This is a genomic window from Halomonas nitroreducens (genome assembly GCF_003966155.1).
Lineage (GTDB): Bacteria > Pseudomonadota > Gammaproteobacteria > Pseudomonadales > Halomonadaceae > Halomonas > Halomonas nitroreducens.
Window position 1 is genome coordinate 153,302 of record NZ_RXNS01000011.1, and the last position, 25,078, is coordinate 178,379.

Sequence of the window (25,078 nt, forward strand, 5' to 3'; positions counted from 1 at the left end):
CGGTCAACGTCTCAGGAAGCTAGGGTAAGGGAGCGGGTCCCGACGAGGCATGCCATGACACTGCGACGCGACCGACTGTGGCGCAACAGGATGACCAACGCCCTGCAGACCCTGCTGATCATGGGCGGCCTGGCGTTGTCGCTCTCCGTGCCCGGCTTCCTGCTCGCCGGCCCGGGGGGGGTGCTGATCTCGATGACCGCGGTGGTGTTCGCCACGCTGCTCAGCAGCTGGATGCCCGTGCGGGTGATCCTGACCAACGCCGGGGCCGGCATGCTGCGCCGCCACCAGGCACCCGAGCTCTACGAGGTGCTCGCCCACCTCTATGCGCGCGCCGACCTGCCCATCACGCCCCAGCTCTTCTATGTGCCCTCCCCCGACCTCAATGCCTTCGCGGTCGGCACCTGGCGGGATGGCGGCATCGCCGTCACCGAGGGCCTGCTGCGCTCGCTGTCGATGCGCGAGCTGGCTGGCGTGCTGGCCCACGAGACGAGCCATCTGCGCCACGGCGACACCCGGGTAATGTCCATGGCCGCGGCCATGACCCGTCTTACCTTGTGGATGACCATGGTCGTGCAGGTTGCGCTGCTCGCGAGCCTGCCGCTGGTGGCCGCCGGCGAGCTGGCCTTTCCCTGGCTCCCCTTGCTGCTGGTGGCGGTGGCACCCACCTTGAGCACCCTGCTGTCGCTGGCGCTCTCCCGCAACCGCGAGTACAAGGCCGACCTGGAGGCGGTGGCCCTCACCGGCGACCCGGAGGGCCTGGCCTCGGCGCTGGCCGAGCTTGAGCGCTACCACAGCCGCTGGTTGTCGACGATCTTCGGCCGGCAGCAGCCCACCGGGCTCGACTGGTTGCGCACCCATCCGCCCACCGAGGAGCGCATCCAGCGGCTGTTCGAGATCGACGGGGAACTCCATGGGCTCGACCCTCACCCCGGGCTGCAACGCCACCATGGCCGGCGGCCGATGATCCACCAGCGGCCCGGCCCGTTGGGCGGCCATCACTGGTTCCTGCGCCGGCGGCGCTGAGCCGGGCCCGCCGCAGCAAGCGGCAGGCCGGCGGGGCAGGTCACTCCTGCAGGGTGGAGAGATAGGCGATCAGCGCGAGAATGCGCGAGCGGGTGTAGGCCTCGCGGCCCATCATCATGTCACCCACCATCCCCATGTTGAGGGCCTCGTCGTTGTAGCGATCGCCCCAGATGGGCATGTCTCGCGGGCCATGGGCCTTGACCTCCTGGCGGCCATCGATCACCCGATAGGCGTGCTCGAAGGGGAAGACCCCGTCATTGTTGGCCTGCAGCCGGGTCAGGTCGGGCACGCTGACCGTGAGCAGCTCCGCGTAGGGACCACGCCCCTTGGCATCGACGCCGTGGCAGCTGGCACAACTGGACTCGAACTCTGCCTGGCCGACGGAAACCTGCTCCTGGGCGAGCGCCGGCATCACGGCGAGCGACAGGATCGCCCCGCAAAGCAATGATCTGACATGCGTGTTCATGACACCCCCTGGTTGTCATTGTCGTTGGCGCGAATGGTCGCCCTGACGGTGCCCAGGACGATCTCGTCACAGCAGGCGGGATGTCTGGCGAGATCGCGGCCGCGAGGCCGTGCCCGTTGCCATGGGGTGAGCATGACGTCATGTCGTGGCTGGCCCACGCAGCCATCCCCGCATCGCCTGCACCATTAACAAATAGACACACCTGGGCACCGCGACAAGACAGCCGGGATGGGGCTTCCGGGGCGGGGACGATCCCGTGGCGAGGAGGCGCTCAGCGGCGCCGCTCCTCCCTCTCGAGATCTTCCACATCGCCCATCGAGGCCAGCTTGATGTCGCGCCAGGTACGGATGGTGGGCTTGAAGGCGAACAGGGCCGAGCCGACGATGAAGCACCAGGTCGCGCTGGTGTGCAGGCTCTCGTAGAGGAACAGCACCGAGCCGACCAGAAAGGCCGCGGCCGCCCCGAAGTCGACGAGGGTGTAGACGAGTTCCCAGACGGCATAGAGCCTCCGGGTGCGGGGGTTTTCCTCGCGCCGGTCCCTGTCGAATAGCGCCATGCTCTGCTCCCCCTGGCGGTGATGGTGTCCGGGACGTCGCTCATCGGCTTGTGGCGTTGCCACCCGATGGCCGTGGCCCTGTGGCGGGCAGGGTCATGTCTACCATTTCGCCCGCGGGCACACCAAGCCGCGCTCCGTGAGGGTCAGAGCCGCTGGATGTCGATCAGATAGCCGATGATGGGGTACCCGGCCTGGCGGGCCGCCTTCTCGGCCTCCATCTGGGCCTCGAGACGGGAGATGCTGGAGGAGTGATGCTCGAAGACGGTGTCCATCTCCAGCTGCTTGGTGCGCACGGCGAGCTTGACGACATGGCCCGTCTTCATCGCCTTGGCCGGCTGGCCGGGGTCTTGGGGCCGGGATGGGCCTCTCCTGGCCTGGGAGGGCTTGGTGCCGGGTGGGTCGGCATCCAGGAAGGCGTTGATCTCCCGGGACATCTTCTCTTCAAAATCAGCGAGTTCTTCGCTCATATCGCTCCTGCTGATGGGCTCGTTCGATCTGGGGAGTGTGCCATAGGCCGTGGCGGGCGGCTATCGCGCCCCCATGGACGATCATGAAGTTTCAGGTAATGCGGCGTTAACCCTCGAGGACCGCACGGACTGGTTGAGGGAAAAGCCTGTTGCGCAAGCGCCATGCATGGTTAGGCAGCCCGGTTCAGGGAAGTTCAATGACGTTCTGGAGTAATGCCGCGCCAGTGGGTGAGCCTAACAGTCCAAGCGCACCGGCATTGATCGCTACCATGAACCAGAAGGTGATCTGGAACGATCGCTTGGTTGTCTTGTGCCGGAACACCTGTTGCGCCAGCAAGGCGCCGGGCCAGCCACCCAACAACGCACAGAACTGCAGCGTGCTTTCCGCCGTTCGCTGTGCCTGGCGTCTTGCCGCCCACTTGTCTTGGCCGTACAAGACGAATGCCAGAGAGCTCATTCCCGCGAAAGCCCAGAACAGCCAAGCCGGAAACACTCCCACCGTCACGCACCACCACAGGGCCGGCAGGATGAGCAGCGCGACGAGAGAAAGGATGACGCGCCTGGACGTCAACGCGCCGGAGACGGCCGTCAGGCCAGCGGGTCCCACATTCACGGCACGCACCCTGCCATCTGACGTTGTCACCACCTCATAGGAGACGATGTCACCGACGGCAGGCCGAGACGCACCACGGGCCATGCCGCTGATATGAAAGAACACCCGTTTGCCACCGACCTCGGGCTCGATAAAGCCAAAGCCTCGAGCCTCTTTCCAATCTGCCACTTGTCCTCGCATCGGCGCATTTCTCCGTCACACCGCCCGATACTGACCCTTGGCCGCTGGCCCCCTTGGCGGTTGCAAAAGGCCGCGGCGTCAAGCGGATGTGCCAATGTTAGCCGGTGGCATTGGCGTGACATGGCTCCAGGAGGTCAACCTTCGGCTCCAGCAGTATCGGGCGACGGCGCTGCTCAACGGCATCAGCCATCATCGCTTGAGCTTCCGGGTCCGGGGATGTCGGCAGTTCCTGAGCCGCTTGCCATGTGGCTCGGTCCGGCCACTGCGCATACGCCAGCCACCAGCCATCCGACGACAGGTGCAGACGTGACCCCAAGCCTCCTCGCTGCTCCCGGATGGCATCGGTCATGCGCTTCCAGCCCTGCTTGAACCGCTCCTCCTGGCCGCTGCGTACCTTGAACTGGTAGATCACGCAGAATGTCGTTGCCCGTTCCGACATGCGGTTCACTCCCGTCAGCAAGCAAACAGTGACTATACGGAACGCGATGATATCGAACAAACGCGCCGACGACTGTTCTCGTCACGTCCCCTTCCCCACCCTGGAGACGGGATTCATCCGGCTCGAGAGGCGTGATGGATACGGAAACGGGTGCAGGCGGCTGCAAAACCTGTCACCGACTGAACCTTCTAAACCCTAAAAAGGGTCGTTCCACGCCGCGGAATGCCTGCACTCGGCCAAGAACGGACTTATCAGCCGGACCTGGGCATGGCAGAGGCCTTGGTTACTATCCAACCGCACCGATAAAAAACCTTCGTTTTCTTTTCATAGTGAAACAGAACTATGCTTCAGTATGACACATTTCACATCGATCTAACTCGGCCTAGGATATGACTGTGAATTTATATGCGTGCCTTTTGATATGAATTTCCGTGAACCCGACCTGTCACGGGTCATTTCGGTACTCAAGGTGCTCGGGGAAGCAAACCGCCTGCGTATCCTATGTGAACTGGGCCTTGAATGCTGCCCGGTGACAGACGTAATCAACTTGACGGGCTTGAGACAAACCAACGTGTCGTTCCACTTGCACGTGCTACGCTAAGCGGGATTCGTCCGCGCCGAACGTCGCCGGCCGTTCATTTACTGTTGCCTTGCCGATGTTGCCTTGCCGACCCCGAGTTGCTTCGCATCCTGCACGACCTCAAGAGATGGCTGTACGCCTGCCAGGTACCGTGCGCGGGAGCCCCCAATCCGCCCAGCCAACCGACCAAGTGCCATTCGGCGGGGGCAAGAATCCGAGAGGTGCTGTAATCATGTGGCCGCATAGACCGTTGGAATGGTTTCCGCTGATGTGGATATTTCCGCTGCTCTTCCTTGTCGTGATGCTGCTCATCCTCTTTCGCGGCCCGGGCCGCCCGATATGCGGCAGGCGCAGGATGCGCGACAGAGAGGAAAACGCAAAAGAAATTCTCGACCGGCGTTACGCCCGCGGCGAGATCGGCCGGGAGGAGTACCAGCGAATGAAGAAGGACCTCGAATGACGCCCCAAGACCGCTTATTCCCCGCTACGCTCATGCCGGACAGGGACTGGTGGCACGCCCTGTGGCCCGATCCCGATGGCGTCGTCAGGGCCTTGCGCATCGGGCAAGGGATGACGGTCGTCGATCTGGGCTGTGGAGATGGTTATTTCACCGCCGCCATCGCTCGGCAGCTGTCTTCAGGGCGCGTCATCGGTTTCGACCTCGATCCGGTGATGCTGGAGCAAGCGCAAGCGGCGTGTGAGGAGATGCCGAATTGCGACTGGCTGCTCGGAGACGCCATGGCGCTGAGCCGTCTGCTGAGTGCGCCGGCAGACTATGTACTGATCGCCAACACCTTCCACGGTGCGCCGAACAAGACGGCACTGGCCCGAGAGGTCGCTGCGGCTTTAAAGCCAAGCGGCCGCCTCTCCATCGTCAATTGGTATCCCCTATCCCGTGAAGAAACGACCGTTTTTGGCCAGCCACGAGGCCCCAAGACAGAAATGCGTATGTCGCCGGAACAAACCCGAACGGTGGTCGAGCCGGCGGGCTTCAAGCTGGAAATGCTGGTCGAACTGCCGCCCTACCATTACGGGGCAGTTTTCATCCGTACCCACTGATTCAGAAGTGAGCCATCACCGACCAATCCCCACAAATCATTCACCAGGAGATTCAACATGGAACCCAAAGATCAAGACACCAATGCAAGCAACGACTCGCAGCCCGAACATAGCGCTTCCAACCCAGTGATGATGGGCATGATGAAAAAGATGATGGATCAGATGGGCTCGGGCGACGAAGATCCCATGGCCATGATGCAGAAGATGATGGGGCAGATGGGAAGTCAGCCCAGCTGCGAGGCTAGTAACCCCATGCAGCAGATGATGGGAATGTGCATGGGCATGTGCTCAGAAATGCTGACGGCCATCCACAGGACCACTTCGATGGCCGCCTTTTCTACGCCCGAACTTCACACCCTGTTCGGCGAGTGGATGGAAAGCCTGGAACGTCAGGCGCTCGCGGCACTGGACGAACAAGTTGAAACAGATGCAGCTGCTTTGGCGACCAAGCTCAACATCAGCGAGGCAAGCGCAATCCATCTTATGGCGCACCTTGCCGGCAAGGGAAAGGTAAGTCTGAGCGTTCGCGCCACCGGGAAGGGTGAGCCGTGAGCCCCGTTATCCTGGAGTCCGTGTTGACGTGCCCACACTGTGGATATGCACAGCAGGAAACTATGCCTACTGATGCCTGCCAGTTCTTATACGAGTGCTGCAACTGCAAGGCCCTGCTGCGCCCCAACCCCGACGACTGCTGCGTGTTCTGTTCCTTCGGCTCGGTGAAATGCCCGCCAGTTCAGACGCAGCACGGGTGTTGCGAGTAGCGTCCAGCTTTCTGCGGCATCATCAACAACACGCCTTCGCGCGGGCTTTTTGCAATGCTGGACTAGCGATCAGCTTGCGTCCCTTTTCATCACATAGAAAAATTTACGAAATTACTTTACAAAAAACCGCCCCTCCAGGACCTTCTATAGGGACGGTCAGTGTGCGTAAAGAAAACGACCGTATTTCTTCTTTCGGCCAGAAACGTACATTTAGGGAATACTGATGTAAAGTTAGGCGTGAGCCGCGCAGCTTTGCCGCGTTGGCTCCATGCCCTAGTTGGGTCTGTCATTTCACTCTGCTCTGGCATCGGCACCATGCTCCGAGAGCTGCGCGCCAAACCATCGATGTATCGCAGTCAGGTGCCGCAAATCGTGCGTTTCAAAACGCAGCTGGGCGCCCGCTGGGAGCTTGGAATAGGACACTTCGACGGCCGAGGGACTGGCTTGTAACTCCGCAAGCCCTGGCATGTCCGCGCCATGCAGTTGCGTGGGATCAGAGTAGTCGCCGCGTCTGAATCTTTCCGCTTCGTGCTTCAGATGCTGACGAATGAGAGCGATCTGGTCGGTGTCGCTCGGATTGCGCACTAGGACGCTCTGAACGCCCCCGAACTCTGTCATCTTGAACACGTGAACCGTCTTCGACATATCAAAAGGCATCACTTGATGCGACATCCTATTGACGCGCTCCTGCTGCGTTTCCGCGAGCACCTCCACCTGGGCAAAGAGCAACAAGGCCAGGGCAGCGAGCCTCACAAGAAAAGAAGATAAACGAGTAGATGAAGTCACTAGCGTTCCTTCATAAGTTGGTTGATCAATTCGCCCGTTGCGGTCCAACGCCGCCAACACGCGCAGTTTTGGAGCGGAGGCGAAGCCGTAACGGAAAAACAGTCCCGTGCTTGGCATGGTTATGTTGCACTTCTGAGAGCCTCCCGTATGAAATCGCCCTTCGCCGCAGTATAGGCCTCTCTATCCGACCTGAACTCAGCCGCCCATACCCGCTTATTTTTCTCATAATGCACTGCTATCTCAGTATTGGTACGGAGTCTGTCACGGAAAGCCAACCGTTGTTGCCATTCTTGGCTTCCGTAAACTACAAGGTGCAAGTGGTGTGTTCGACGCCCCTCAGCCCATCGCATAAGCCAGCGTCGTCCAGTTAATGAGGCGTTGAACTCCATTGATGTCGTATATTTTGCCTGGCACAACGGTTCCATAAGGGCATCAGCGCGTGGCATCGCATCTACCCCCGCCAGGATATCGATGATGGGCTTGGCTGAAAGGCCTGGTACAGCTGTGCTTCCAATATGCTCGATCGCCAAAAAGTTACCAGGAAACAAATGAAGGAGGCGGTCGCGCTCTTCTTCAAACAAAAGCGGCCAGCTCTTGTCATACGGGAAGATAGCTACTTCCTCATAAATTGCTCTGTTGAGTGATTCTTCTTCGTCCACGACTCACCATTTTTCTGCAACATAACGCAAAGCACAGCGGCGCGACGTCAGGAGCGTCCGGCGGCCATCGGCCGCGTACTGTTGCGAATTGTTATGGTCAGAATGTTGTATCCGCAACGGCGTACATCTTCCATCCATCGACTGTTTTTGTAAAAGCATAAAATCCATGAACACTCTCAATTCTAGAACCATCTATTCTGCATCTGACAGCAGAGGCAACTGCATGGGCTTCACTATCGTTGACAGCTGTAACCTCAAATTTCCACTCGACAGAATGATCCCAACCCTTTTCCTCTTTAAGGCTTTTGGGGTCTATAGGATAGGAATCACACATCGTCACCGTGCCGTTTTTAATGTATGCGATTGGATACTTGACCATCTTATCGATTAGCGTAACGTCGTTATTCTTAAACCCAGCAACATAGTTTTCCATGTAAGTCTCGTGCACTTCAGACCTTAACTCTTCGAACGACATACCACCTCCTCAATATGGGCCATAACGCAGAGCGCACCGGCGACCTTGGCGCAGCGAAGCGGAGACAAGGGCGTCCGAGTGCCGCGTTTGGTTAACTGGTTTACTTGATATTTGCACGGTGCTTCCGTACCTGCTCAGCTATTTGTTCTTGGCGCTCCTCAAGGGAGTTCAGCCCAAGACGCGCGCGGCGTTCATTAACGGTAGCAGAATTTTCAATGGGAAACGGTATTGGCCAACCATCCTCATCAGCATCAAACTGGGTGCCGTAGTATTGAGGCTTTCCAGATAAAGTGCGCACTCGATCCTGAAGGAACGCCAACTGCCAACCCGCCACATCCTCTCTGGCAACAGCCTCTTCAAGCAGATCAACACATTCCGTCATAAACTCGTGGTCTGAAACAGAATGCTGAACGACTAACCAGGCAGCTTTGGCACCCTCTTCCCCAACTAGCGAAATGCCGGGCCAGCCGTGAGCACCAATAATCTCCTTCAACCGGGAAGCATTGTGCTCATGCAGGGCTTTCATCCGGGGATGATAAGACTCAGATGGCAGCTCCCCGGAATCGAAGAGCTGCTGCAACAACCGCTGGTCCTCCGTCATCATCGCGACCAGCTCGTCCGCAAGATTCTGATTCATGGGCTCCCTCCCAGTTAACAGGTATTAGACCGCACGGTCTGATATCGGATGAACGCGCATGCACGTTCAACAAAGTTATACTGCATGCCACTTTCTTCTAACCCATTGAAATTCAGAAATATTAAGAATAGCTCGGCCACATAACACCAGTCACCGCGCATGCCGCATAACAAGGATGAACGAGCATGCTGCCTTTGCCGGCATGGCCGTGCTTTGGGTCGTCAGTTGCCATCCCCTGGTATCAAGCCAACCTGAACTTCAGCATCCGGTCAGCGGCAGTCACCCGGTGCTTCGCGGCTACTGCACGATCCACTCACGTGCCTGCGTTGCCTCATCCGTCGAGAATATGCGTACTTCACCGGGCATCAGGAAGCTGAAGAGCCGAATAGTGTGACGGATCCACTCGACATCGGTGACGACGGCGAAGTTTTCCCAACGCGCGAGATGGCCTAGACCCACTTTGGTGTCTTCCCAGATGGCACTGGGATCGATGCCGGCGAAATCAGGGGCGGTTTCATAGTAGAGGCGTACCTTGTCATGGTTCTGGAGTACCCTCTCAACAGCGGGCGTCAGGACCGACTCGTAATCTTGCTTCGTGACCTGCCCATGGCAAACGAACGCCAGTACGTTATCGGGAAAGTCGGCCAATGTTTCAATCATGGCAGTGCTCCTGTCCTCATACGGATTTCCGCGGCGTGGTTATCCCATTCAGCGAGGTACCGGACGGTGAATCCAGCAAAACCATGTGCGAGCGCCCAACGTCAGCCGAGCCGGAACCTAGCCGTTGTGAGTCGCCGGATGTGGGTTAGTGCTCTCAATATAGCGTCCAGTCGGCATGGCGACTTATATGGCCTTCAATGCCTCGCGTCGGGCATCGCATCCCTGGTGATGACGTGGGACGATATCGTATCGGTAGAGACGGGGAGCGGTTGGGGAGGGGGAAGAGCGAGTACACGGTGCGATGGCGCTGGGGGGAACCTCGGTGGTGACCGGGACACCATTCAGCGTCAGGTGGACGGACACCGCGGCCTCGGGAGAATGCTCGTTCGGTTCCAGCATGCCGGCTCCTCGTCGGGTATCGGCACGTTGCGCCCGGATGCCTCGGGAGAGCCGTGCCGTGGCACAAGGCGAATGACTCTCAAGCTAGGTGAGCCCGCCGGAAGCGACAAGCCGGCCGGGCGCCGCCACGCTAGGCAGTTGCGTCTCACCCGGTCTCGACGATACTGAAACAGTAGGTTGCGGCAGAGGGGCAGCACATCGGCCCTGATTCGTCGGCCTATCTCCGGCACGAGGCAGTCGATGCCGCCATCGAGCAGTGTTCACCAAGGGGCCAGGCCATGAGTGACCGGAAACCGTCGTCAGCGACACCTGGCGATCCGGCGACACCACCCCAAGAGACGCCATCCGACGTGTTGGCACAGCGCTATGCCGAAGCCCTCGCGCGATTGTCGACCGGGTCGTCCCGGGCCTGGCAGGGCTGGTTCGAGCGCCAGGCGCGCGGGGACTTCTTCACCCTGCCCGACCCGGCGGTCGCGGCCAAGGCGCTTACCCGCCTGAGCCAGCAGTTTATGCTCCATCCGCAACGTGCCCTGGAGGTCCAGCAGCAGCTGTGGCAAGGCTATACGACACTCTGGCAGAACACCGCGCGACGCCTGTCTGGCGAGGCGCCATCACCGGTCGCCGCGCCCGACCCGCGGGACCGGCGCTTCAAGGGCAAGGGATGGGAGGAGAACCTTTTCTTCGACGCGCTCCGCCAGGCCTACCAGCTGACCGCCGAGCAGTGGTTGAAGGGAGTGCATGAGGTCACCGAGGAACTGGACCACGACGAGCGGGTGAGGGTCGAGTTCTATGCCCATCAGCTGATGGATGCCCTCGCTCCCAGCAATTATGCCATCACCAACCCGGAGGTGATCGAGGCCACGGTGCGCACCGGCGGCGCCAACCTGCTGCAGGGCCTGGCCAACCTGATGGAGGACCTGGCCCGGGGTGAGGGCTTGTTGCGCATCAAGCAGAGCGATTCGGCCGAGCTGGAACTGGGCAAGAGCCTCGCGGTGACCCCGGGCAAGGTCATCTACCAGAACGAGCTGATGCAGCTCATCCAGTACGCTCCGACCACCGAGAAGGTCGATCGTCGGCCGCTGCTGATCGTTCCGCCCTGGATCAACAAGTTTTACATCCTGGACCTGACCCAGCAGCGCTCCTTCATCCACTGGGCCGTGGCGCAGGGAATCACCGTCTTCGTGATTTCCTGGGTCAACCCGGACGAACGCTATGCCGAGGTGGCCTTCGACGACTACCTCACCCAAGGCACCCTCAAGGCCATGGACGTGGTGGCGGAGGTCACCGGCGAGGAGACGCTCAACACCATTGGCTACTGCATCGGTGGCACCCTGCTGGCCTGCACCCTGGCGCATCAGGCCGCTCGAGGGGATGAGCGGGTGCACAGTGCCACCTTCTTCACCACCCTGCTCGACTTCGGCGACGTGGGGCCGCTGGAGGTGTTCATCGACGAGGAACAGATCCGCTACATGGAGCAGCACATGGCACAGCGCGGCTACCTGGAAGGCACGCACCTGGCCAATGCCTTCAACTTGCTGCAGTCCGCCGACCTGATCTGGGGGTTCGTGATCAACAACTACCTGCTCGGTCGCGACCCCGCGGCCTTCGACCTGCTCTACTGGAATTCTGACTCCACCCGCATGCCGCGGCGCATGCAGAGCTTCTACCTGCGCAACATGTACCTGGAGAACCGCCTCGCCGAACCCGGCGGCATTTCCCTGGCAGGGGAAGCCATCGATCTCGGCAAGGTGCGCATCCCGACGTTCTTCGTGGCGACCGAGAAGGATCACATCGCCCCCTGGCATTCCAGCTACCGCGGGGCACACCTGCTGGGCAAGCAACCCCGCTTCCTGCTCGGCGGGTCCGGGCATATTGCCGGCGTCATCAACCCGGCCGGCTCCCCGAAGTACGGCTACTGGACCTATGGGCGCCTGCCGAAAGATCCCGAGCGCTGGCTGGCCTCGGCCACCCACCACCCGGGCTCCTGGTGGCCAGAATGGCGCCACTGGCTGCAACGCCACGCCGACGGCCAGGTGCCGGCCCGCGACCCCGGCAGCCGCCGCTTCCCGCCCCTCGAGGAGGCGCCGGGGTCCTATGTCCGGGTGCGGGTCGACGACGCGAGTACGTCCGGCGGGTGAGGGCCCAGTGGCACGAGGGTGGCGCAAAGCACTACCCGCACACCGCGGCTTCCTTCTCCCGCAAAGAGCACCGTTGAGGGCAAGCTGGTGGTCAGGGCCGAGGCCGATGGCGACGTCGGTGGTATCGCCCCCTCGACAGTCGCAGGGCGCCATTGCGAAGGCTACGCCACGCACCTCCAAACAGCCTGGCAAACAGAGCGGCTCGCAATCGGGCATTGCGCTGCTCCACGGCCCGAATTTTCGGATTCGGATTGTGAAAGGCCATCGTCTCCTCCGCTATCGCTTGCACACTGGATGCATAGCATAATAGGCACAGCGCATGCTTTTCATGGTTGCCTGAAAGTCAGGAGCCGGCCAGAAGCAGACAGTTAGGATATATCAATATTACGCACAAAGGTTCTTCAAAAAATTTTGCCACTATGCTTGTCTTATGAAAGAATCCCAAACAATGCTCCCAAAACCCGTAGCTGCCAGTAAAAAAGGGAAGAAATAGTCCGTGAAATAGCTTCTAGTCAGGCATGCTAAAAGAGCCGCTTTGATGCTTTCCGGCATTACTTGCCGAAGATGGATTATGAGCTCGCCAGTTTCAAAGCCGCCGGTATTATCTTGGGCAGAAGGGACCATAATCAACCAAGACAAAAAACCTTTACTGCGTACGCCCAATCGTTCCTCAAGCTGGAGTCCTTTCCCTTCCGGGTACTGAGAGTCGCGAAGAGAGCGGATTTTTGGTTCAGAATATTCATTTAAACGTCGAAAAAACTCGCCCTTGAGTCCCGGACCTGGCTCCTGAATTAGATAGAGAAGGTACCTATACGCGAAATAAAAGGTGACAGCAACTAAGCCCAAGACCACGGCCTCGGGCCTACCAAAGGTCACATGCAGGCCAAGTGCCTGTACGGATTGCAGCTCTGCTTGAGAGAAGCCTAAAAAAATCAAAACAGTACTGGCCATCATCAGATTCCGCCGCTGCCGTAAAAGGCCCGGTGACAAATCATGTGCGCGCTCTACCTCCATCAACCCCCCATATATAAAACAGTCAATCTAGCGTTCTTTTTCAGACAGTCAGCATTCTGGTATCATTTATACAGCATTTCCTGAATCGCTACAATCGGCCAAGATCGGAGATTCAGGCGGTTATAATGTAAATATTAAGTCAGTCTGCCGAAAAAACGAGTAGCGGTTTATAGGTCGGATGGATTTACTTGTTTGAGGTAACTACCATTACTTTACACACCGTCAGTCCCCCATCAGCCGTTCCAAATCCTTCATATCCTCTTCATAATCCTTATCAGCTATGGCCATCTCGCACTCCATACGGATTTCCATATACATCATTTCGGGGTCATAAGCGTATTTTGTACTTTTGTACCAAGCATAAGCATCGTAAACCATCATTCTTCTAATTTCGTTATAAAACTCTTCACTTTGCTCTGCATCACGCTTTTCCATCAGTTCATCAAGGTCTTCTCTAGATAAATCCCTTGGCGCCTCTGTTGATACAAACTCTTCAACACCATCTGTAACATAAGTTGCGTATTGTACGCAGTCTGTCGTGCTGGATGGTGAGCCAGGATGGCTGTAATCCATCGCAATAGCTGTAGAGGACACCATTAAGAGCCCTCCCAACAGTAATCCTCTATGCATACCGCCCCCCTCCTATTGCCCTAAGACAACATTTCTCAAATGAATAATCCCTGAGAACCGAATTTGCCACCCTCCTCCCTGTCAATATTTTATACATCTCCCATAACCCAATGTTGAGCCACCTATCACTCTCACATTAGCAGGTTCATGAATGGAATAGAACGCCACAGCTCCATGTCTGGCTCACAAACGGGGACACAGAGGAATGCACGCCTCAAGCGGTGAAAGGATCTCAGCGGGCTTGTATCGGCCTCAGGACCCGAAATCGGCCAGAAGCGATCATTGATAGCTTGCTTATATATAACGCCTGTAGCACGCGCGCCCTTGCAACGGAGCCGAAGGCGCAATGGAAAGGCCGTCGCCGTGCCTGCACAGATTATGCATGTTCTTCCTCTATCCAGACGCAGAAGTCGGTGATCTCTTTCAAATCTGGAAACTCCTCGTCTTTTGCTCCCCACCACCCAAGTGAGTCTCGGTACAGGTAGTAAAGGTATTTATGGTACCTATCATAGAACTGCGTGAGGCTTAGCTTAGACGAGCGCTCATAGGCGACATGCCCACATACTTTGTTTCGGTATTCTCGAAAGTCTTTTGCAAATTCCTCAGGCACCTTTACGTCATAGAAGCTAATATCATTAACCCAGTCCGGCGCCCGACCATCTTTGATGGCATCACGATATTGATCCATGACACGTTGTGCGTGATGCATGATGTAGCCATCTATTATAAGTGTACGGTCCTCACCTCTTTTGTTGGTAATTTTTGTGTTTCCCGAATCCCTAGCGTTGCAACCTAGGATAAATTCGTAGAGATGGTGAACGAAGCTTGAGTACGCGTTGTAGGCTCTATAAGACACTTCACGGGTACGCCCCTTCATAATCATGATCGTGGCGTAGTACGTGAACCGCTGAAACTCGTCATGACACCTGAACATTTCATGTGTCAATGCAGTGCAGTGATCGGAGTCTACACTGCCACCTGCTTCAAACTTCATCGCTACTCCTTAATGCATAACACCGATCATCGCGCATCCTGCATATCCCCCATGAACGTGCTCGCACCCATATTCCGGAATGTCGCCTTTGGGTCGTAAGCAGACAGACTTCGCAGGCAACATGCCTGTTCGAAGCGGATTTACCTGCATGGAAAAAGGCTTGAAGGCGCGACAATACGTCGTTGTCATGAGTTATTGTTCCCTTCCCTGGTCGCGGTTTTTCCCTGCGTTCGTTCCACCCTAGCACGACCTTCAGGATAGTTCGGTCATTACTTGGTCGAGGGCCCTGGCCAGCACCGGCGCCATGGCAATGGCGTTGCTGGCATGGGCGATGCAGTCGGTGCTCCACACCTCCCCTACCCCGGCGGCCTCGATCACGTCCATGGCATTGCCGGCGAAGAGCGCATGGGTCAGCGCCACATCCACCGAGGTCGCCCCGGCGCCGAGCAGGGCCTCGGCGGCGCGGGCCACGGTGTGGCCGGTGCTCGCCACGTCGTCCATCAGCACCACCTGGCGGCCCGCCACGTCCAGCTCGGGCAGCGTGATCTCCACGTCGTGGTCGCCGTTGCGGGTCTTGTGGCACACGCCGAAGGAAAAGCCGGTGACCGCGGCCGCGCTTTGCACCCACTGGCGTGACTCGGCGTCGGGACCGACCAGCAGCGGGTTGTCGCGCTTCTCGGCGATCAGCTCAGCGAGTCGCGGGGCACCGGAGAGCGCGATGGCATGCTTGAGGGGAATGGCCTGGTCGAGGCGGTCGATACGGTGCAGGTGGGGGTCCACGGTGATCACCGCGTCGAACAGCTCGGCGAGGAAGTGGCCGATCAGCGGCTGGCTGACCACCTCGCCGGGATGAAAGGCGATGTCCTGGCGCATATAGGCGAGATAGGGCGCCACCAGCACCAGGTGGCGCACCCCCTGCTGCCGCGCATAGCGGGCGATCAGCAGCAGCTCTACGAGCTTGTCGTTGGGCCGGTCGAGGCTGCGGTAGACCACCAGGGTCTCGGGGAAGGAATGTGCCTCGTGGAAGGGCAGCGTCAGGCGCAGCTCCTCGTCGGGGAAGTGGTGGCGCGCCACCCCCCTGGCCTCGAGTCCGGCGGCCTCGGCCAGGCCAGTGGCGGCGGCCGTCTCGTCGTCGCAATGCAGCAGCACGGTAGTCATCAGCATTCCACGTTGAGTCGGGTGATCTGGTCGAGCTGGCCGATGGCGAAGCCGCTGTCGCGCTCGGTGGCCTGGCGGGAAAAGGTCAGCTCGTTGGGGAAGGCGGCGTAGACCCGGTACAGCGGCTGGCCAATCTCCACCGTATCGCCGATCCGCGCCAGCACGTCGACGCCGGCACCGACGGCCCGGGGCGCGCCGGCCAGCCGGGCGATACGCGCCAGCTGCAGATTGTCGATGGCGGTCACCACGCCGCTGGAGCGAGCGGTCACTTCCACGCAGTGCGGTGCCAACGGAGGATGCTCGGGATCGAAGGGCTTGGCGCCCTGGGCCGTGATGATGGCCTGCATCTTCTCCAGGGCACGACCGGCATCGAGGATGTCCCGGGCCAGGCCGAAGCCGTCGCCGCCGCGCACGTCCGGGTCGAACTCCAGCATCCGCCCGGCCAGGCGCAGGGCCTTCTGGCGCAGGTCCATGGGGGCGTCCGGGTGGTTGGTAAGCACTCGCATCACGTCCCGGGCCTCCAGCACGGGGCCGATGCCCCGCCCCACCGGCTGGCTGCCGTCGGTGATCACCACGTCCAGGGTCAGGCCCATGCGGCCGGCCACGAACTCGAAGAGCTTGCGCAGGCGGCGTGCCTCGGGCATGGAGCGCACCTTGGCGTGGGGACCGATGGGGATGTCGAGCAGCAGGTGGGTGGAGCCGGCGGCGACCTTCTTGGAGAGGATCGAGGCCACCATCTGTCCCGGCGAGTCCACCGAGAGGGGCCGCTCCACCGAGATCAGCACGTCGTCGGCGGGCGAGAGCTGGCTGGTGCCGCCCCAGGCCAGGCAGCCGCGGTGAGTACGCACCAACTTACCCAGCTCCTCGAAGGGCAGGTCGACCTTGGCCAGCACTTCCATGGTGTCGGCGGTGCCCGAGGGCGAGGTGATAGCCCGGGAGGAGGTCTTGGGGCACAGCAGGCCGTGGGCGGCGACGATGGGCACCACCAGCATCGAGGTGCGGTTGCCGGGGATGCCGCCGATGCAGTGCTTGTCGACCACCGGGTGCTCGTGCCAGTCGAGCCGGCGCCCTACCCGGCTCATGGCGTCGCTGAGGTAGAACACCTCCTCGCGGTCGAGCTCGTTGCGGTCGCAGGCCACCACGAAGGCGGTCAGCTCGATCTTGGAATAGCGGCGCTCGGCGATGTCCTGGATGATCTGGCGGAAGTCGTCCCGGGTCAGCCGCTCGCCGGCGATCTTGCGATGCAGAGCGGGAATGGAGGGCGGCGGCTCGGCCTGCAGGATGCTGACCGGATGGCCCTCGCTCACCCCCAGGGTGGCGAAGGCATCCTCGGAGAGCCCCAGTTCCCCGCAGGAGACGATCGAGGTGTCGTCCACCACGTTGAGCGTGGCCAGGATGCGCTGGCCGTTGGCGCGCACCTCCACCTTGGCCAGCGCCTGGAAGCCCTCGGCCCGGTAGCGGTCACACTCGCGGTGCATGTAGGCCACGTTCTCGCGGTAGGTATCGATGCCGACGCTTTTCAGCTTGAGCGGCGACAGGCGGTCCTCCGTGGACGCGGCCCCGGCGGCGGGGGATCGTGTCATCTTGCTTTCCTTGCGAGGCGCCCCGGTGACACGGGCGTGTCACCCGGATGACGGATGGCTTCATCCTAGCAGCGCCCCGGAAGAGCGTCATTTGACGGGGGACATGCGCAGGAGGACTGCCCGGTGTCGCGCATGCTCCCATGGCAGTTTCCTGCTGTTATATGTCGTCTATCTGTCGGTAAGCGACGAGCAGCGTCTCTAGCCTATGGCCTCACGCGATTCATCAATAATCACAACATTGAGCGAGGCTCTTGCATGGATTGGATCCATTACATGGTCGACAATCTCGACCTGCTGACGTCGCGAACGATCGAGCATATCGCCCTGGTCGGGGTCGCCGTGGGCATCGCCACCCTCACCGGGGTGCCCATCGGCATCGCCATCACCAAGAACGAGCGACTCGCCAAGGCCGTGCTCTACGTGGCCTCGATCATCGTCACGGTGCCCTCCATCGCCCTGTTCGGGATCATGATCCCGGTGCTGTCGCTGATCGGCCAGGGCATCGGCTACCTGCCCGCGGTGATCGCGGTGCTGCTCTACTCGCAGCTGCCGATCATCCGCAACACCTACACCGCGATCCACAACGTCGACCCTGCCCTGCGCGAGGCCGCCCGCGGCATCGGCATGAGCCAGAACCAGCGCCTGCAGAAGGTCGAGATCCCGCTGGCCGTGCCGGTGATCATGGCCGGGGTGCGCACGGCGGTGGTGCTCAACATCGGCGTGATGGCCATCGCCGCCTATATCGGCGCCGGCGGCCTGGGCACCTTCATCAGCCGCGGCATCTCGCAGTCCGACCCTCGCCAGCTGATCCTCGGCGCCGTCGCTGTCAGCCTGCTGGCCATCATCGTCGACTATTCGCTGCTGGCACTGCAAAAGCGCCTGACCCCCAAGGGCATGGAACGCGCCGCCTTCGCGGAATGACTCGCTTGCTCCCCCGATTACAAAAATGGATGTCCACATGATTCGACTGGATAACCTGACCAAGGTCTTCGACACCCCAAAGGGCGCCGTCACCGCCGCCGACCACATCACCATGGAGGTGCCGAGCGGCGAGATCTGCATCCTGCTCGGCCCCTCCGGCTGCGGCAAGACCACCACCCTGAAGATGGTCAACCGCATCATCCGCCCCACCTCCGGCAAGGTGTTCATCAACGGCGAGGACACCACCGACCTGGATACCCAGGAACTGCGCCGCAACATCGGCTACGTGATCCAGCAGATCGGCCTGTTCCCCAATATGACCATCGAGGAGAACATCACGGTGGTGCCCAAGCTGCTGGGCTGGGACAAGGCCAAGTACAAGGAGCGCGCCCGGGAGCTGATGCGCATGATCGCGCTGGAGCCGGATGCCTTCCTCAAGCGCTACCCGAGCGAGCTCTCCGGCGGCCAGCAGCAGCGCATCGGCGTGGCCCGGGCGCTGGCCGCCGACCCGCCCGTGATGCTGATGGACGAGCCCTTCGGCGCCATCGACCCGATCAACCGCGCGGTGATCCAGGACGAGTTCCTCAAGATGCAGCAGGAGCTCAACAAGACCATCATGTTCGTCAGCCACGACATCGACGAGGCGATCAAGATGGGCGACCGCATCGCCATCTTTCGCGCCGGCAACCTGGAGCAGTACTCCCGTCCCGATGACCTGCTGGCCAACCCCAAGGATGACTTCGTCGAGTCCTTCCTCGGCGAGGACCGCGCCCTCAAGCGCCTCAACCTGGTCAAGGTGCGCGACATGGCCAGCGAGGACATCGGCACCGTGGCGCCAGACGAGGACCTCCAGACGGCCCTCTCACGCATGGACGACCACGGCTACCCGGGCTCCATCATGATGGTCAACGACCGGCATCAGCCGGTGGGCGTCATTCCGCGCTCGGTCGCCCGCACCACCAGGGGCTACTGCCGTGACCATTTCGACACCCTGCCCGCCATAGCGCAGCTGGACGACGACCTGCGCAAGGTGGCCTCGCTGATGTTCGCCCATGACATGACCTGGCTGCCCTGCGTCGACGAGGAAGGCCGGCTGTGCGGCCAGATCACCCAGCGCGCCATCACTCACCACCTGGGCTCGCGCTACCGCGTTCAGCAGGTCGAGACCGTCGCGGAGGTGTGAGGCATGCCAGTGCAGAACATGAAAGGCGCCCTGCGCCTGTTGCTGATCGTCTTCGTCTTCGTTGCCGGCGTCTGGGTCCAGGCCAGCGGCACCCTGGATGAGCTGCTCTTCTACCTGCCCGACGTGCAGTACCTGGTCGTCCAGCACCTGTGGCTGACCGCCATCTCCGGCGGTCTGGCCATCCTGGTAGCCATCCCGCTGGGCATCATGCTGTCCCGGCCGAGCATGGTCCGCTTCGCCGAGTCGGCCATGCAGGTTCTCAACGTCGGCACCACCATTCCCACCCTGGCGGTGCTGGCGCTGTCCATGAGCTTCCTCGGCATCGGCACGGTGCCGGCGGTGTTCGGCCTGTTCGTGGCCACCCTGCTGCCGATCACCCGCAACACCTACGCCGGCCTCAAGGGGGTCTCCCCTGCCCTGCGGGAAGCCGCCTCGGGCATCGGCATGGCGCCCATCCAGCGCCTGTTCAAGGTGGAGTTGCCCAACGCCCTCTACGTGATCTTCGCCGGCATCCGCACGGCGCTGACCATCAACGTGGGCACCGTGCCGCTGGCCTTCTTGATCGGTGCCGGCGGCCTCGGCGAGCTGATCTTCACCGGCATCGATCTCTACGATCCGCTGATGATGCTGGCCGGCGCCATACCCACGGCGCTGCTGGCGATCGCGGTCGACGCCCTGGTGGCCACCACCGCCTTCGTGGCGGTGCCGCGCGGGGTCAATCCGTCTCGGGCCTGACATCATCCAAAGAGCACCACAATCACAACGAGGAGCAACACCATGAAGACACTGACGACGCTACTGTCCGGCCTGACGCTCGCGAGCACCCTGGCCACTGCCCAGGCCGACGAGATCGTGGTTGGCGGCAAGAACTTCACCGAGCAGCAGATACTCGCCAGCATGACCGCCCAGTACCTGGACGCCCTCGAGTATGACGTCGAGAAACGCGCCGGCATGGGCTCCGCCGTGCTGCGCCAGGCCCAGGAGAACGGCCAGCTCGACCTCTACTGGGAATACACCGGTACCTCGCTGATCAACTACAACGACGTCACCGAGTCGCTGTCGCCGGAAGAGACCTACCAGCGGGTCAAGGCACTCGACGCCGAGAAGGGCCTGGTGTGGCTGGAGCCGTCCGAGGCCAACAACACCTATGCCCTGGCCATGCGCGAGGAGACCGTCGAGGAGACCGGCATCGACTCCCTGTCGAAGCTGGCCGAGGCGGTCAACGGCGACGAGGAGCTAACCTTCGCCATGAACGCCGAGTTCTATGCCCGCGAGGACGGCTGGCGGCCGCTGCAGCAGGCCTATGACTTCCGAGTCAGCCGCGGCGACATCAAGCGCATGGATTCCGGTCTGGTCTACCAGGCGCTGCGCGACGGCCAGGTCGACGTGGGCCTGGTGTTCGCCACCGATGGCCGCATCCCGGCCTTCGACTTCCAGGTCCTGGAAGACGACCAGGCCTTCTTCCCGGCCTACGCCCTGACCCCAGTGGTCCGCGAGGAGACCCTGGAGGCCAACCCGGAACTGGCCGAGCAGATGAACGCCCTCTCCAGCCTGCTCGACGACCAGACCATGGCCGACCTCAACGCCAGGGTCGACGTGGAGCGCGAGACCATCGAGGACGTGGCCGAGGAATTCCTGAGCCGCAACGACCTGATCTGAAGCCTCTCGTTCCTCCGATCCGAAAAGGCCGCGTCATGCGGCCTTTTCGCCGTCTTGCCCCTTGCCAGGGAGTCCCTGCATGCACTATCAGGATTCGCTTCACGTCGCCGCCGCCCAGGTCAACGCCCGCCTCGGCGAGGTCGACGCCAACCTCGACCGCCATCTCGAGGTCATCAAGGAGGCCGCCGGGCGCGGCATCGAACTGCTGATCTTCCCCGAGCTCTCGCTGACCGGCTATGGCCTGGCCGGCAACGTCATGCAGGCCGCCATGCCGCGGGAGGACCCGCGCCTCGCCCGGCTGGCCGAGGCCTGCGGCGCGATGCAGACCGTGGTCGGCTTTGTCGAGGAAGCCAGCCCCGGCGAGTACTACAACGCCCTGGCCATCCTTCAGGATGGCGGGATCGTGGCCGTGCATCGCAAGCTCAACCTGCCCACCTATGGCGGGCTCGAGGAGGGCAAGTGGTTCAGTCATGGCAGCGAGCTCACCCAGGCCACGGTGCGTCCCGGCTGGTCCGCCACCCAGCTGATCTGTGCCGACCTGTGGAACCCGGCGCTGGTCCACGCCGCCCTGCTGCCCCGCCCCACGGTACTCTGCGCGCCGATCAACTCGGCCTCGGGCATCGTCAGCGAGGACTTCTCCAACGAGCAGAACTGGCTGCTCAATGTGCGTTTCTACGCCATGACCTATGGCACCCCGGTGATCATGGCCAACCGCTATGGCCCCGAGGGACAGAGCCATTTCTGGGGCGGTTCGCGCATCCTCGGTCCCCGCGGCGAGGTGCTCGCCGAGGCCGAGGACCGCGAACAGCTGATCACGGCCACCCTCTCGCGTACGCATATCGCCCGAGCCCGCTTCGAGCTGCCCACCCACCGCGATGCCGATACCCCCCTGGTACGCGAGCTGATGGCCGGCTACCGTTGAGGCTGCATGCGAAAGGCCGCTCGCCGGAGGCGAACGGCCTTTCTCTTGCCGAGGGGGCAGCATCAGTCACGGAAATACAGACGATCCGGATTGTCGACCAGGATTCGGTTACGCAGCTCCGGCTCGGGCGCCCAGTCCGCGAGAGCATCGAGCAGGGGCCCGTCGTTGGGCATGGGTACCGGGACATGCGGATGGGGCCAGTCGGACCCCCAGACGCACTGTTCCGGGTTGGCCTCGATCAGCCGCCGGGCGAAGGGCACGACATCCTCATAGGGCGTCTGCCGTTGGCCGGTGATGCGATAAGCCCCGGAGAGCTTCACCCACGCATCACCGCGCGCCATCAAGCGGCACAGCGCCTGGAAGCCGGGCTGGTCGATCCCCTTGTCACAGGCCATGTGGCCCATATGATCCACGACCACCGGCACGGGCAGCCGCCTCACCCTGGCCTCGAGATCCTCGAAGGCAGAGACATCGACCAGGAACTGCAAGTGCCAGTTGCGGTCGGCGAGGCGTTCGGCCAGGGCCGCCACGTCGGGCCAGGCAATGCCGCCCTTGAACAGCAGGTTGAGGCGCACACCCCGGAAGCCATCGGCGGCCAGGGCATCCAATTCAGCGTCGGTGACCTCGCTATCGACCACCGCGATGCCGCGATAATCGTGCCCTTCGTCACGCAGGGCACGGACCGCGTCGCGGGTGGCCGAGTTGTCGAGACCATAGACACTGGGCTGTACCAGCACGCCGCGTTCGATGCCCAGGGTACGATGCAGGTGACGATACTGCTCGAGGCTGGCATCCGGCGGCGTGTAGGTTCGCGAGGCCTGGTAAGGATAGCGGGACGCCGGCCCGAAGACGTGGGCATGGCAATCCACCGCCCCCACAGGGGCGGTGAAGCCGGGAGCCCGCGGCGTCGGGTCCATGGGGTCACAGAAGGGGATCATGGTGTCACCTGAGTCGTCTGCGTCGGGACGGGGACGCTATCAGGCCACGGCCTGACGGCTGGCCGGCGCCCAGACCATTTCCTTCAGCCAGTCGGAGACCTTGCCGGCAAAGGTCTGGAACTTGGGATCGTCATCCAGCATCCACTCGGTGTGACCGCCATCGGGCAGCAGGTAGAGAGCCTTGGGCCCCGGGTAGGAGGCATACAGCGACTGGGCCTCGGTGACCGGGTGCAGGTCGTTCTCGCCACCATGGGCGATCATCAGCGGCGTCCGGGCGAAACGCTGGTCGATGTGCGACTCCGGACGGAAGGCGATCAGCGAGTCGGCGAAATCCAGGTCGGAGGTCAGGCCATAGCCCGGGGTCTTCCACAGCACGCTATCCACATAGCCCTTGGAGATCGGGTCCAGCGGGTAGATGCGGAAGGGATCGATCTCCTGGGCTTCGCCGCCCTGGGCCAGGCGCAGTCGCTCCTGGTTGAGGAACTGGCGGAATTCCTTCCAGCCGAGTTCGCCGCGCAGGGCCTTCTGCACGCGCACCGCATCGAAGAAGCCGTTCATGCTGATCAGGGCATCGACCAGGTCCTCGACCTGCCGGAAGGCATCCAGCACCAGGCCACCGGCCATGCCCCAACCGGCCAGCACCAGCTTGCGGCCTTCCTGGTCGGCTCGAGCCCGTACATAGGACACGACATTGGCGATATCGCGGACCTGCTCTTCCAGGAGAACCTTGCCACGAGTGCCTTCACTTTCACCGAAACCGCGGTAGTCGAAACCGAAGCAGAGGAACCCCTGCTTGCTCAGGAATCGGGCAAAACGCTCGGGATGAATATGCTTCAAACCGGTGAAACCCGAGCAGACGATGACGATGGGTGCATCGTCGTTTACGACACCCTCTTCCCAGTAGTAGGAACCATCGAGCTTGATGCCATCGCTGATGATTGAAACGCTCTCTGACTGCATGATCTTCTCCAGGGGACTGACTGTTGACGCTGCCCGTATCGGCATTGACATATTGCGATAAGCCTCGCATCGTTAAGAACATCTATGCGACACAAAAGACAAAGATCATGACACCCCACGACCATGCGTCGTCTCCCTTTACCGTTGGCTTCCTGCTCTTTCCCAACTTCGCCATGCTCTCCTTCAGCTCGGTCATCGAGCCCTTGCGGATTGCCAATCGCTTGAGCAGTCGAGAGCTCTATCGTTGGGAGCTGGTCAGCCTCGACGACCAGGTGGTGCAGGCCAGCAACGGCATTCCCTTCACGCCGACCCGGAGCCTCGTCGACTGGCGGGCGCTGGATGCCGTCATCCTGGTCGCCGGTACCGGCACCAACCTGATCGCCAGTGACAGGCTCTTCAAGTGGCTACGCGAGGTCGGGCGCAGCCGGCTGCTGCTGGGCTCGACCTCCACCGGCAGCATCCTGCTGGCCCGAGCCGGCGTCCTGCGCCACAAGCGTTGCACGATTCACTGGGAGGATCAGGCCAACCTTCAGGAGGAATACCCAGATCTTCTGGTGACCAACGAACTGTTCGAGATCGAAGAAAACATCCTGACCTGTTCGGGAGGAACCGCGGGGCTCGACATGATGCTATCGCTCATCGATCGCCAGCAGGGAAGCGACCTTGCAAAACACATTGCCGACCAGTGCATTCACCCGGATATCCGCCCTGCCCACAACAAGCAGCGCATGTCGCTCGAAGAGCGTCTCGGGGTTCACAACCCTGCGCTCGCCTCTGCCATCCACGTGATGCAGTCCCATATCGAGGACACCATCAACTGTGAGCATATCGCCGGAATAATCGGTATCTCACACCGCCAGCTTCAGCGTCTCTTCAAGGAGCATTTTGGCGTTACCCCGGCGAGCTACTACCTCAGCATGCGCCTCGATCACGGCGACAACCTGCTGCGCAAGACCTCGCTCGATATCATCAATATCGCCAACGCCACTGGCTTTTCTTCCACATCCCATTTCAGCAAGTGCTACCGCAAGCAATACGGTCTCTCGCCTCGGGAGCGTCGCAAGGCCCGTTCCTGACTCAGCCGGCCCGCCGGAGCGCCTCCAGCAGGCCCTGCAGCGGGTGCGGCAGGGCGCTATCCGAGAGCCGCTTGGCCTGGCTGCGGCAGGAGTAGCCGCTGGCCAGCAGGCGGCCGGCGTTGGCCGGGTCCTCCACCCGCGG

The 25,078-nt window shown here is 61.3% G+C and carries 29 protein-coding genes; 12 read left to right on the top strand and 17 right to left on the bottom strand.

What is annotated here, in order from left to right:
• The first annotated feature begins 54 nt into the window (after positions 1–54).
• On the top strand, positions 55–1,023 hold the full coding sequence (locus EKG36_RS12735; protein WP_126484643.1) for a zinc metalloprotease HtpX: 969 nt from the start codon (positions 55–57) through the stop codon (positions 1,021–1,023).
• 40 nt (positions 1,024–1,063) lie between these two features.
• Here EKG36_RS12735 and EKG36_RS12740 read toward each other — a convergent pair whose 3' ends face one another.
• The 5 genes from EKG36_RS12740 to EKG36_RS12760 all read right to left on the bottom strand — a co-directional run bounded on the left by EKG36_RS12740 (position 1,064) and on the right by EKG36_RS12760 (position 3,744).
• Positions 1,064–1,489, bottom strand: a complete 426-nt coding sequence (locus tag EKG36_RS12740; protein WP_126484645.1) for a c-type cytochrome — start codon at positions 1,487–1,489, stop codon at positions 1,064–1,066.
• A gap of 271 nt (positions 1,490–1,760) precedes the next feature.
• Positions 1,761–2,045, bottom strand: coding sequence for a YrhK family protein (locus tag EKG36_RS12745; protein WP_126484647.1), 285 nt, complete (start codon positions 2,043–2,045; stop codon positions 1,761–1,763).
• Positions 2,046–2,188: 143 nt separating this feature from the next.
• Positions 2,189–2,512 carry a hypothetical protein gene (locus EKG36_RS12750; protein WP_126484648.1) on the bottom strand — a complete coding sequence of 108 codons (324 nt, stop codon included), beginning with the start codon at positions 2,510–2,512 and terminating at the stop codon, positions 2,189–2,191.
• Positions 2,513–2,696: 184 nt separating this feature from the next.
• Positions 2,697–3,305, bottom strand: coding sequence for a DUF1294 domain-containing protein (locus tag EKG36_RS12755; protein ID WP_126484650.1), 609 nt, complete (start codon positions 3,303–3,305; stop codon positions 2,697–2,699).
• A gap of 97 nt (positions 3,306–3,402) precedes the next feature.
• Positions 3,403–3,744, bottom strand: a complete 342-nt coding sequence (locus tag EKG36_RS12760) for an antibiotic biosynthesis monooxygenase family protein (protein ID WP_126484652.1) — start codon at positions 3,742–3,744, stop codon at positions 3,403–3,405.
• Between the two features lie 812 nt (positions 3,745–4,556).
• Here EKG36_RS12760 and EKG36_RS12765 point away from each other — a divergent pair.
• The 4 genes from EKG36_RS12765 to EKG36_RS20955 are packed head-to-tail and all read left to right on the top strand — an operon-like array spanning position 4,557 to position 6,144.
• Positions 4,557–4,784, top strand: coding sequence for an SHOCT domain-containing protein (locus EKG36_RS12765; RefSeq protein ID WP_126484654.1), 228 nt, complete (start codon positions 4,557–4,559; stop codon positions 4,782–4,784).
• Positions 4,781–5,383: a class I SAM-dependent methyltransferase gene (locus EKG36_RS12770; RefSeq protein WP_126484656.1), complete on the top strand. Its 603-nt coding sequence runs from the start codon at positions 4,781–4,783 to the stop codon at positions 5,381–5,383. The genes EKG36_RS12765 and EKG36_RS12770 overlap by 4 nt, the downstream gene beginning before the upstream one ends.
• Before the next feature lie 57 nt (positions 5,384–5,440).
• Positions 5,441–5,935, top strand: a complete 495-nt coding sequence (locus EKG36_RS12775) for a hypothetical protein (RefSeq protein ID WP_221766077.1) — start codon at positions 5,441–5,443, stop codon at positions 5,933–5,935.
• A gap of 20 nt (positions 5,936–5,955) precedes the next feature.
• Positions 5,956–6,144, top strand: a complete 189-nt coding sequence (locus EKG36_RS20955) for a GDCCVxC domain-containing (seleno)protein (protein WP_425459587.1) — start codon at positions 5,956–5,958, stop codon at positions 6,142–6,144.
• 291 nt (positions 6,145–6,435) lie between these two features.
• Here the strand turns inward: EKG36_RS20955 and EKG36_RS12785 are convergent, their stop codons facing one another.
• From EKG36_RS12785 to EKG36_RS12805, 5 genes are all read right to left on the bottom strand, one after another.
• A complete protein-coding gene (locus EKG36_RS12785; RefSeq protein WP_221766078.1) occupies positions 6,436–7,047 on the bottom strand; it encodes a hypothetical protein in 612 nt (203 codons plus the stop codon).
• Positions 7,048–7,049: 2 nt separating this feature from the next.
• The gene (locus tag EKG36_RS12790) at positions 7,050–7,589 is read right to left on the bottom strand and encodes a GrpB family protein (RefSeq protein WP_126484660.1); all 540 of its coding nucleotides are present in this window, start codon (positions 7,587–7,589) and stop codon (positions 7,050–7,052) included.
• 97 nt (positions 7,590–7,686) lie between these two features.
• A complete protein-coding gene (locus EKG36_RS12795; RefSeq protein ID WP_126484662.1) occupies positions 7,687–8,022 on the bottom strand; it encodes a hypothetical protein in 336 nt (111 codons plus the stop codon).
• 142 nt (positions 8,023–8,164) lie between these two features.
• Positions 8,165–8,701 carry a DUF6624 domain-containing protein gene (locus EKG36_RS12800; protein WP_126484664.1) on the bottom strand — a complete coding sequence of 179 codons (537 nt, stop codon included), beginning with the start codon at positions 8,699–8,701 and terminating at the stop codon, positions 8,165–8,167.
• A gap of 297 nt (positions 8,702–8,998) precedes the next feature.
• A complete protein-coding gene (locus EKG36_RS12805) occupies positions 8,999–9,361 on the bottom strand; it encodes a SpoIIAA family protein (protein ID WP_126484666.1) in 363 nt (120 codons plus the stop codon).
• A gap of 749 nt (positions 9,362–10,110) precedes the next feature.
• Here EKG36_RS12805 and EKG36_RS12810 point away from each other — a divergent pair.
• Positions 10,111–11,898, top strand: a complete 1,788-nt coding sequence (locus tag EKG36_RS12810; protein WP_221766079.1) for a PHA/PHB synthase family protein — start codon at positions 10,111–10,113, stop codon at positions 11,896–11,898.
• Between the two features lie 417 nt (positions 11,899–12,315).
• On the opposite strand, the gene EKG36_RS12815 is transcribed toward EKG36_RS12810, so the two are convergent.
• The 5 genes from EKG36_RS12815 to EKG36_RS12835 form a co-directional block, all read right to left on the bottom strand.
• Entirely contained in the window at positions 12,316–12,849 is a 534-nt protein-coding gene (locus EKG36_RS12815) for a hypothetical protein (RefSeq protein ID WP_126484670.1), read from the bottom strand.
• Positions 12,850–13,134: 285 nt separating this feature from the next.
• Positions 13,135–13,542: a hypothetical protein gene (locus tag EKG36_RS12820; protein ID WP_126484672.1), complete on the bottom strand. Its 408-nt coding sequence runs from the start codon at positions 13,540–13,542 to the stop codon at positions 13,135–13,137.
• A gap of 376 nt (positions 13,543–13,918) precedes the next feature.
• Positions 13,919–14,536: a hypothetical protein gene (locus EKG36_RS12825; RefSeq protein ID WP_126484673.1), complete on the bottom strand. Its 618-nt coding sequence runs from the start codon at positions 14,534–14,536 to the stop codon at positions 13,919–13,921.
• Between the two features lie 252 nt (positions 14,537–14,788).
• Positions 14,789–15,694 carry a ribose-phosphate diphosphokinase gene (locus tag EKG36_RS12830; RefSeq protein WP_126484675.1) on the bottom strand — a complete coding sequence of 302 codons (906 nt, stop codon included), beginning with the start codon at positions 15,692–15,694 and terminating at the stop codon, positions 14,789–14,791.
• Positions 15,694–17,277, bottom strand: coding sequence for a thymidine phosphorylase family protein (locus EKG36_RS12835; protein WP_126484677.1), 1,584 nt, complete (start codon positions 17,275–17,277; stop codon positions 15,694–15,696). Before EKG36_RS12835 ends, EKG36_RS12830 begins: the two co-directional genes overlap by 1 nt.
• Positions 17,278–17,532: 255 nt before the next feature.
• On the opposite strand from EKG36_RS12835, the gene EKG36_RS12840 reads away from it, so the two are divergent.
• From EKG36_RS12840 to EKG36_RS12860, 5 genes are all read left to right on the top strand, one after another.
• A complete protein-coding gene (locus EKG36_RS12840) occupies positions 17,533–18,198 on the top strand; it encodes an ABC transporter permease (RefSeq protein WP_126484679.1) in 666 nt (221 codons plus the stop codon).
• Positions 18,199–18,235: 37 nt separating this feature from the next.
• Positions 18,236–19,381: an ABC transporter ATP-binding protein gene (locus EKG36_RS12845; RefSeq protein ID WP_126484681.1), complete on the top strand. Its 1,146-nt coding sequence runs from the start codon at positions 18,236–18,238 to the stop codon at positions 19,379–19,381.
• A gap of 3 nt (positions 19,382–19,384) precedes the next feature.
• The gene (locus EKG36_RS12850) at positions 19,385–20,116 is read left to right on the top strand and encodes an ABC transporter permease (RefSeq protein WP_126484683.1); all 732 of its coding nucleotides are present in this window, start codon (positions 19,385–19,387) and stop codon (positions 20,114–20,116) included.
• 42 nt (positions 20,117–20,158) lie between these two features.
• Entirely contained in the window at positions 20,159–21,040 is an 882-nt protein-coding gene (locus tag EKG36_RS12855) for a glycine betaine ABC transporter substrate-binding protein (protein ID WP_126484685.1), read from the top strand.
• 79 nt (positions 21,041–21,119) lie between these two features.
• Positions 21,120–21,962 carry a nitrilase-related carbon-nitrogen hydrolase gene (locus EKG36_RS12860; RefSeq protein WP_126484687.1) on the top strand — a complete coding sequence of 281 codons (843 nt, stop codon included), beginning with the start codon at positions 21,120–21,122 and terminating at the stop codon, positions 21,960–21,962.
• 62 nt (positions 21,963–22,024) lie between these two features.
• Here the strand turns inward: EKG36_RS12860 and EKG36_RS12865 are convergent, their stop codons facing one another.
• A complete protein-coding gene (locus tag EKG36_RS12865) occupies positions 22,025–22,900 on the bottom strand; it encodes an amidohydrolase family protein (RefSeq protein ID WP_246007507.1) in 876 nt (291 codons plus the stop codon).
• A gap of 39 nt (positions 22,901–22,939) precedes the next feature.
• Positions 22,940–23,860, bottom strand: a complete 921-nt coding sequence (locus tag EKG36_RS12870) for an alpha/beta hydrolase (RefSeq protein WP_126484689.1) — start codon at positions 23,858–23,860, stop codon at positions 22,940–22,942.
• A 23-nt stretch (positions 23,861–23,883) separates the two neighbouring features.
• On the opposite strand from EKG36_RS12870, the gene EKG36_RS12875 reads away from it, so the two are divergent.
• Positions 23,884–24,936: a GlxA family transcriptional regulator gene (locus tag EKG36_RS12875; protein WP_246007508.1), complete on the top strand. Its 1,053-nt coding sequence runs from the start codon at positions 23,884–23,886 to the stop codon at positions 24,934–24,936.
• Positions 24,937–25,078 lie beyond the last annotated feature (142 nt).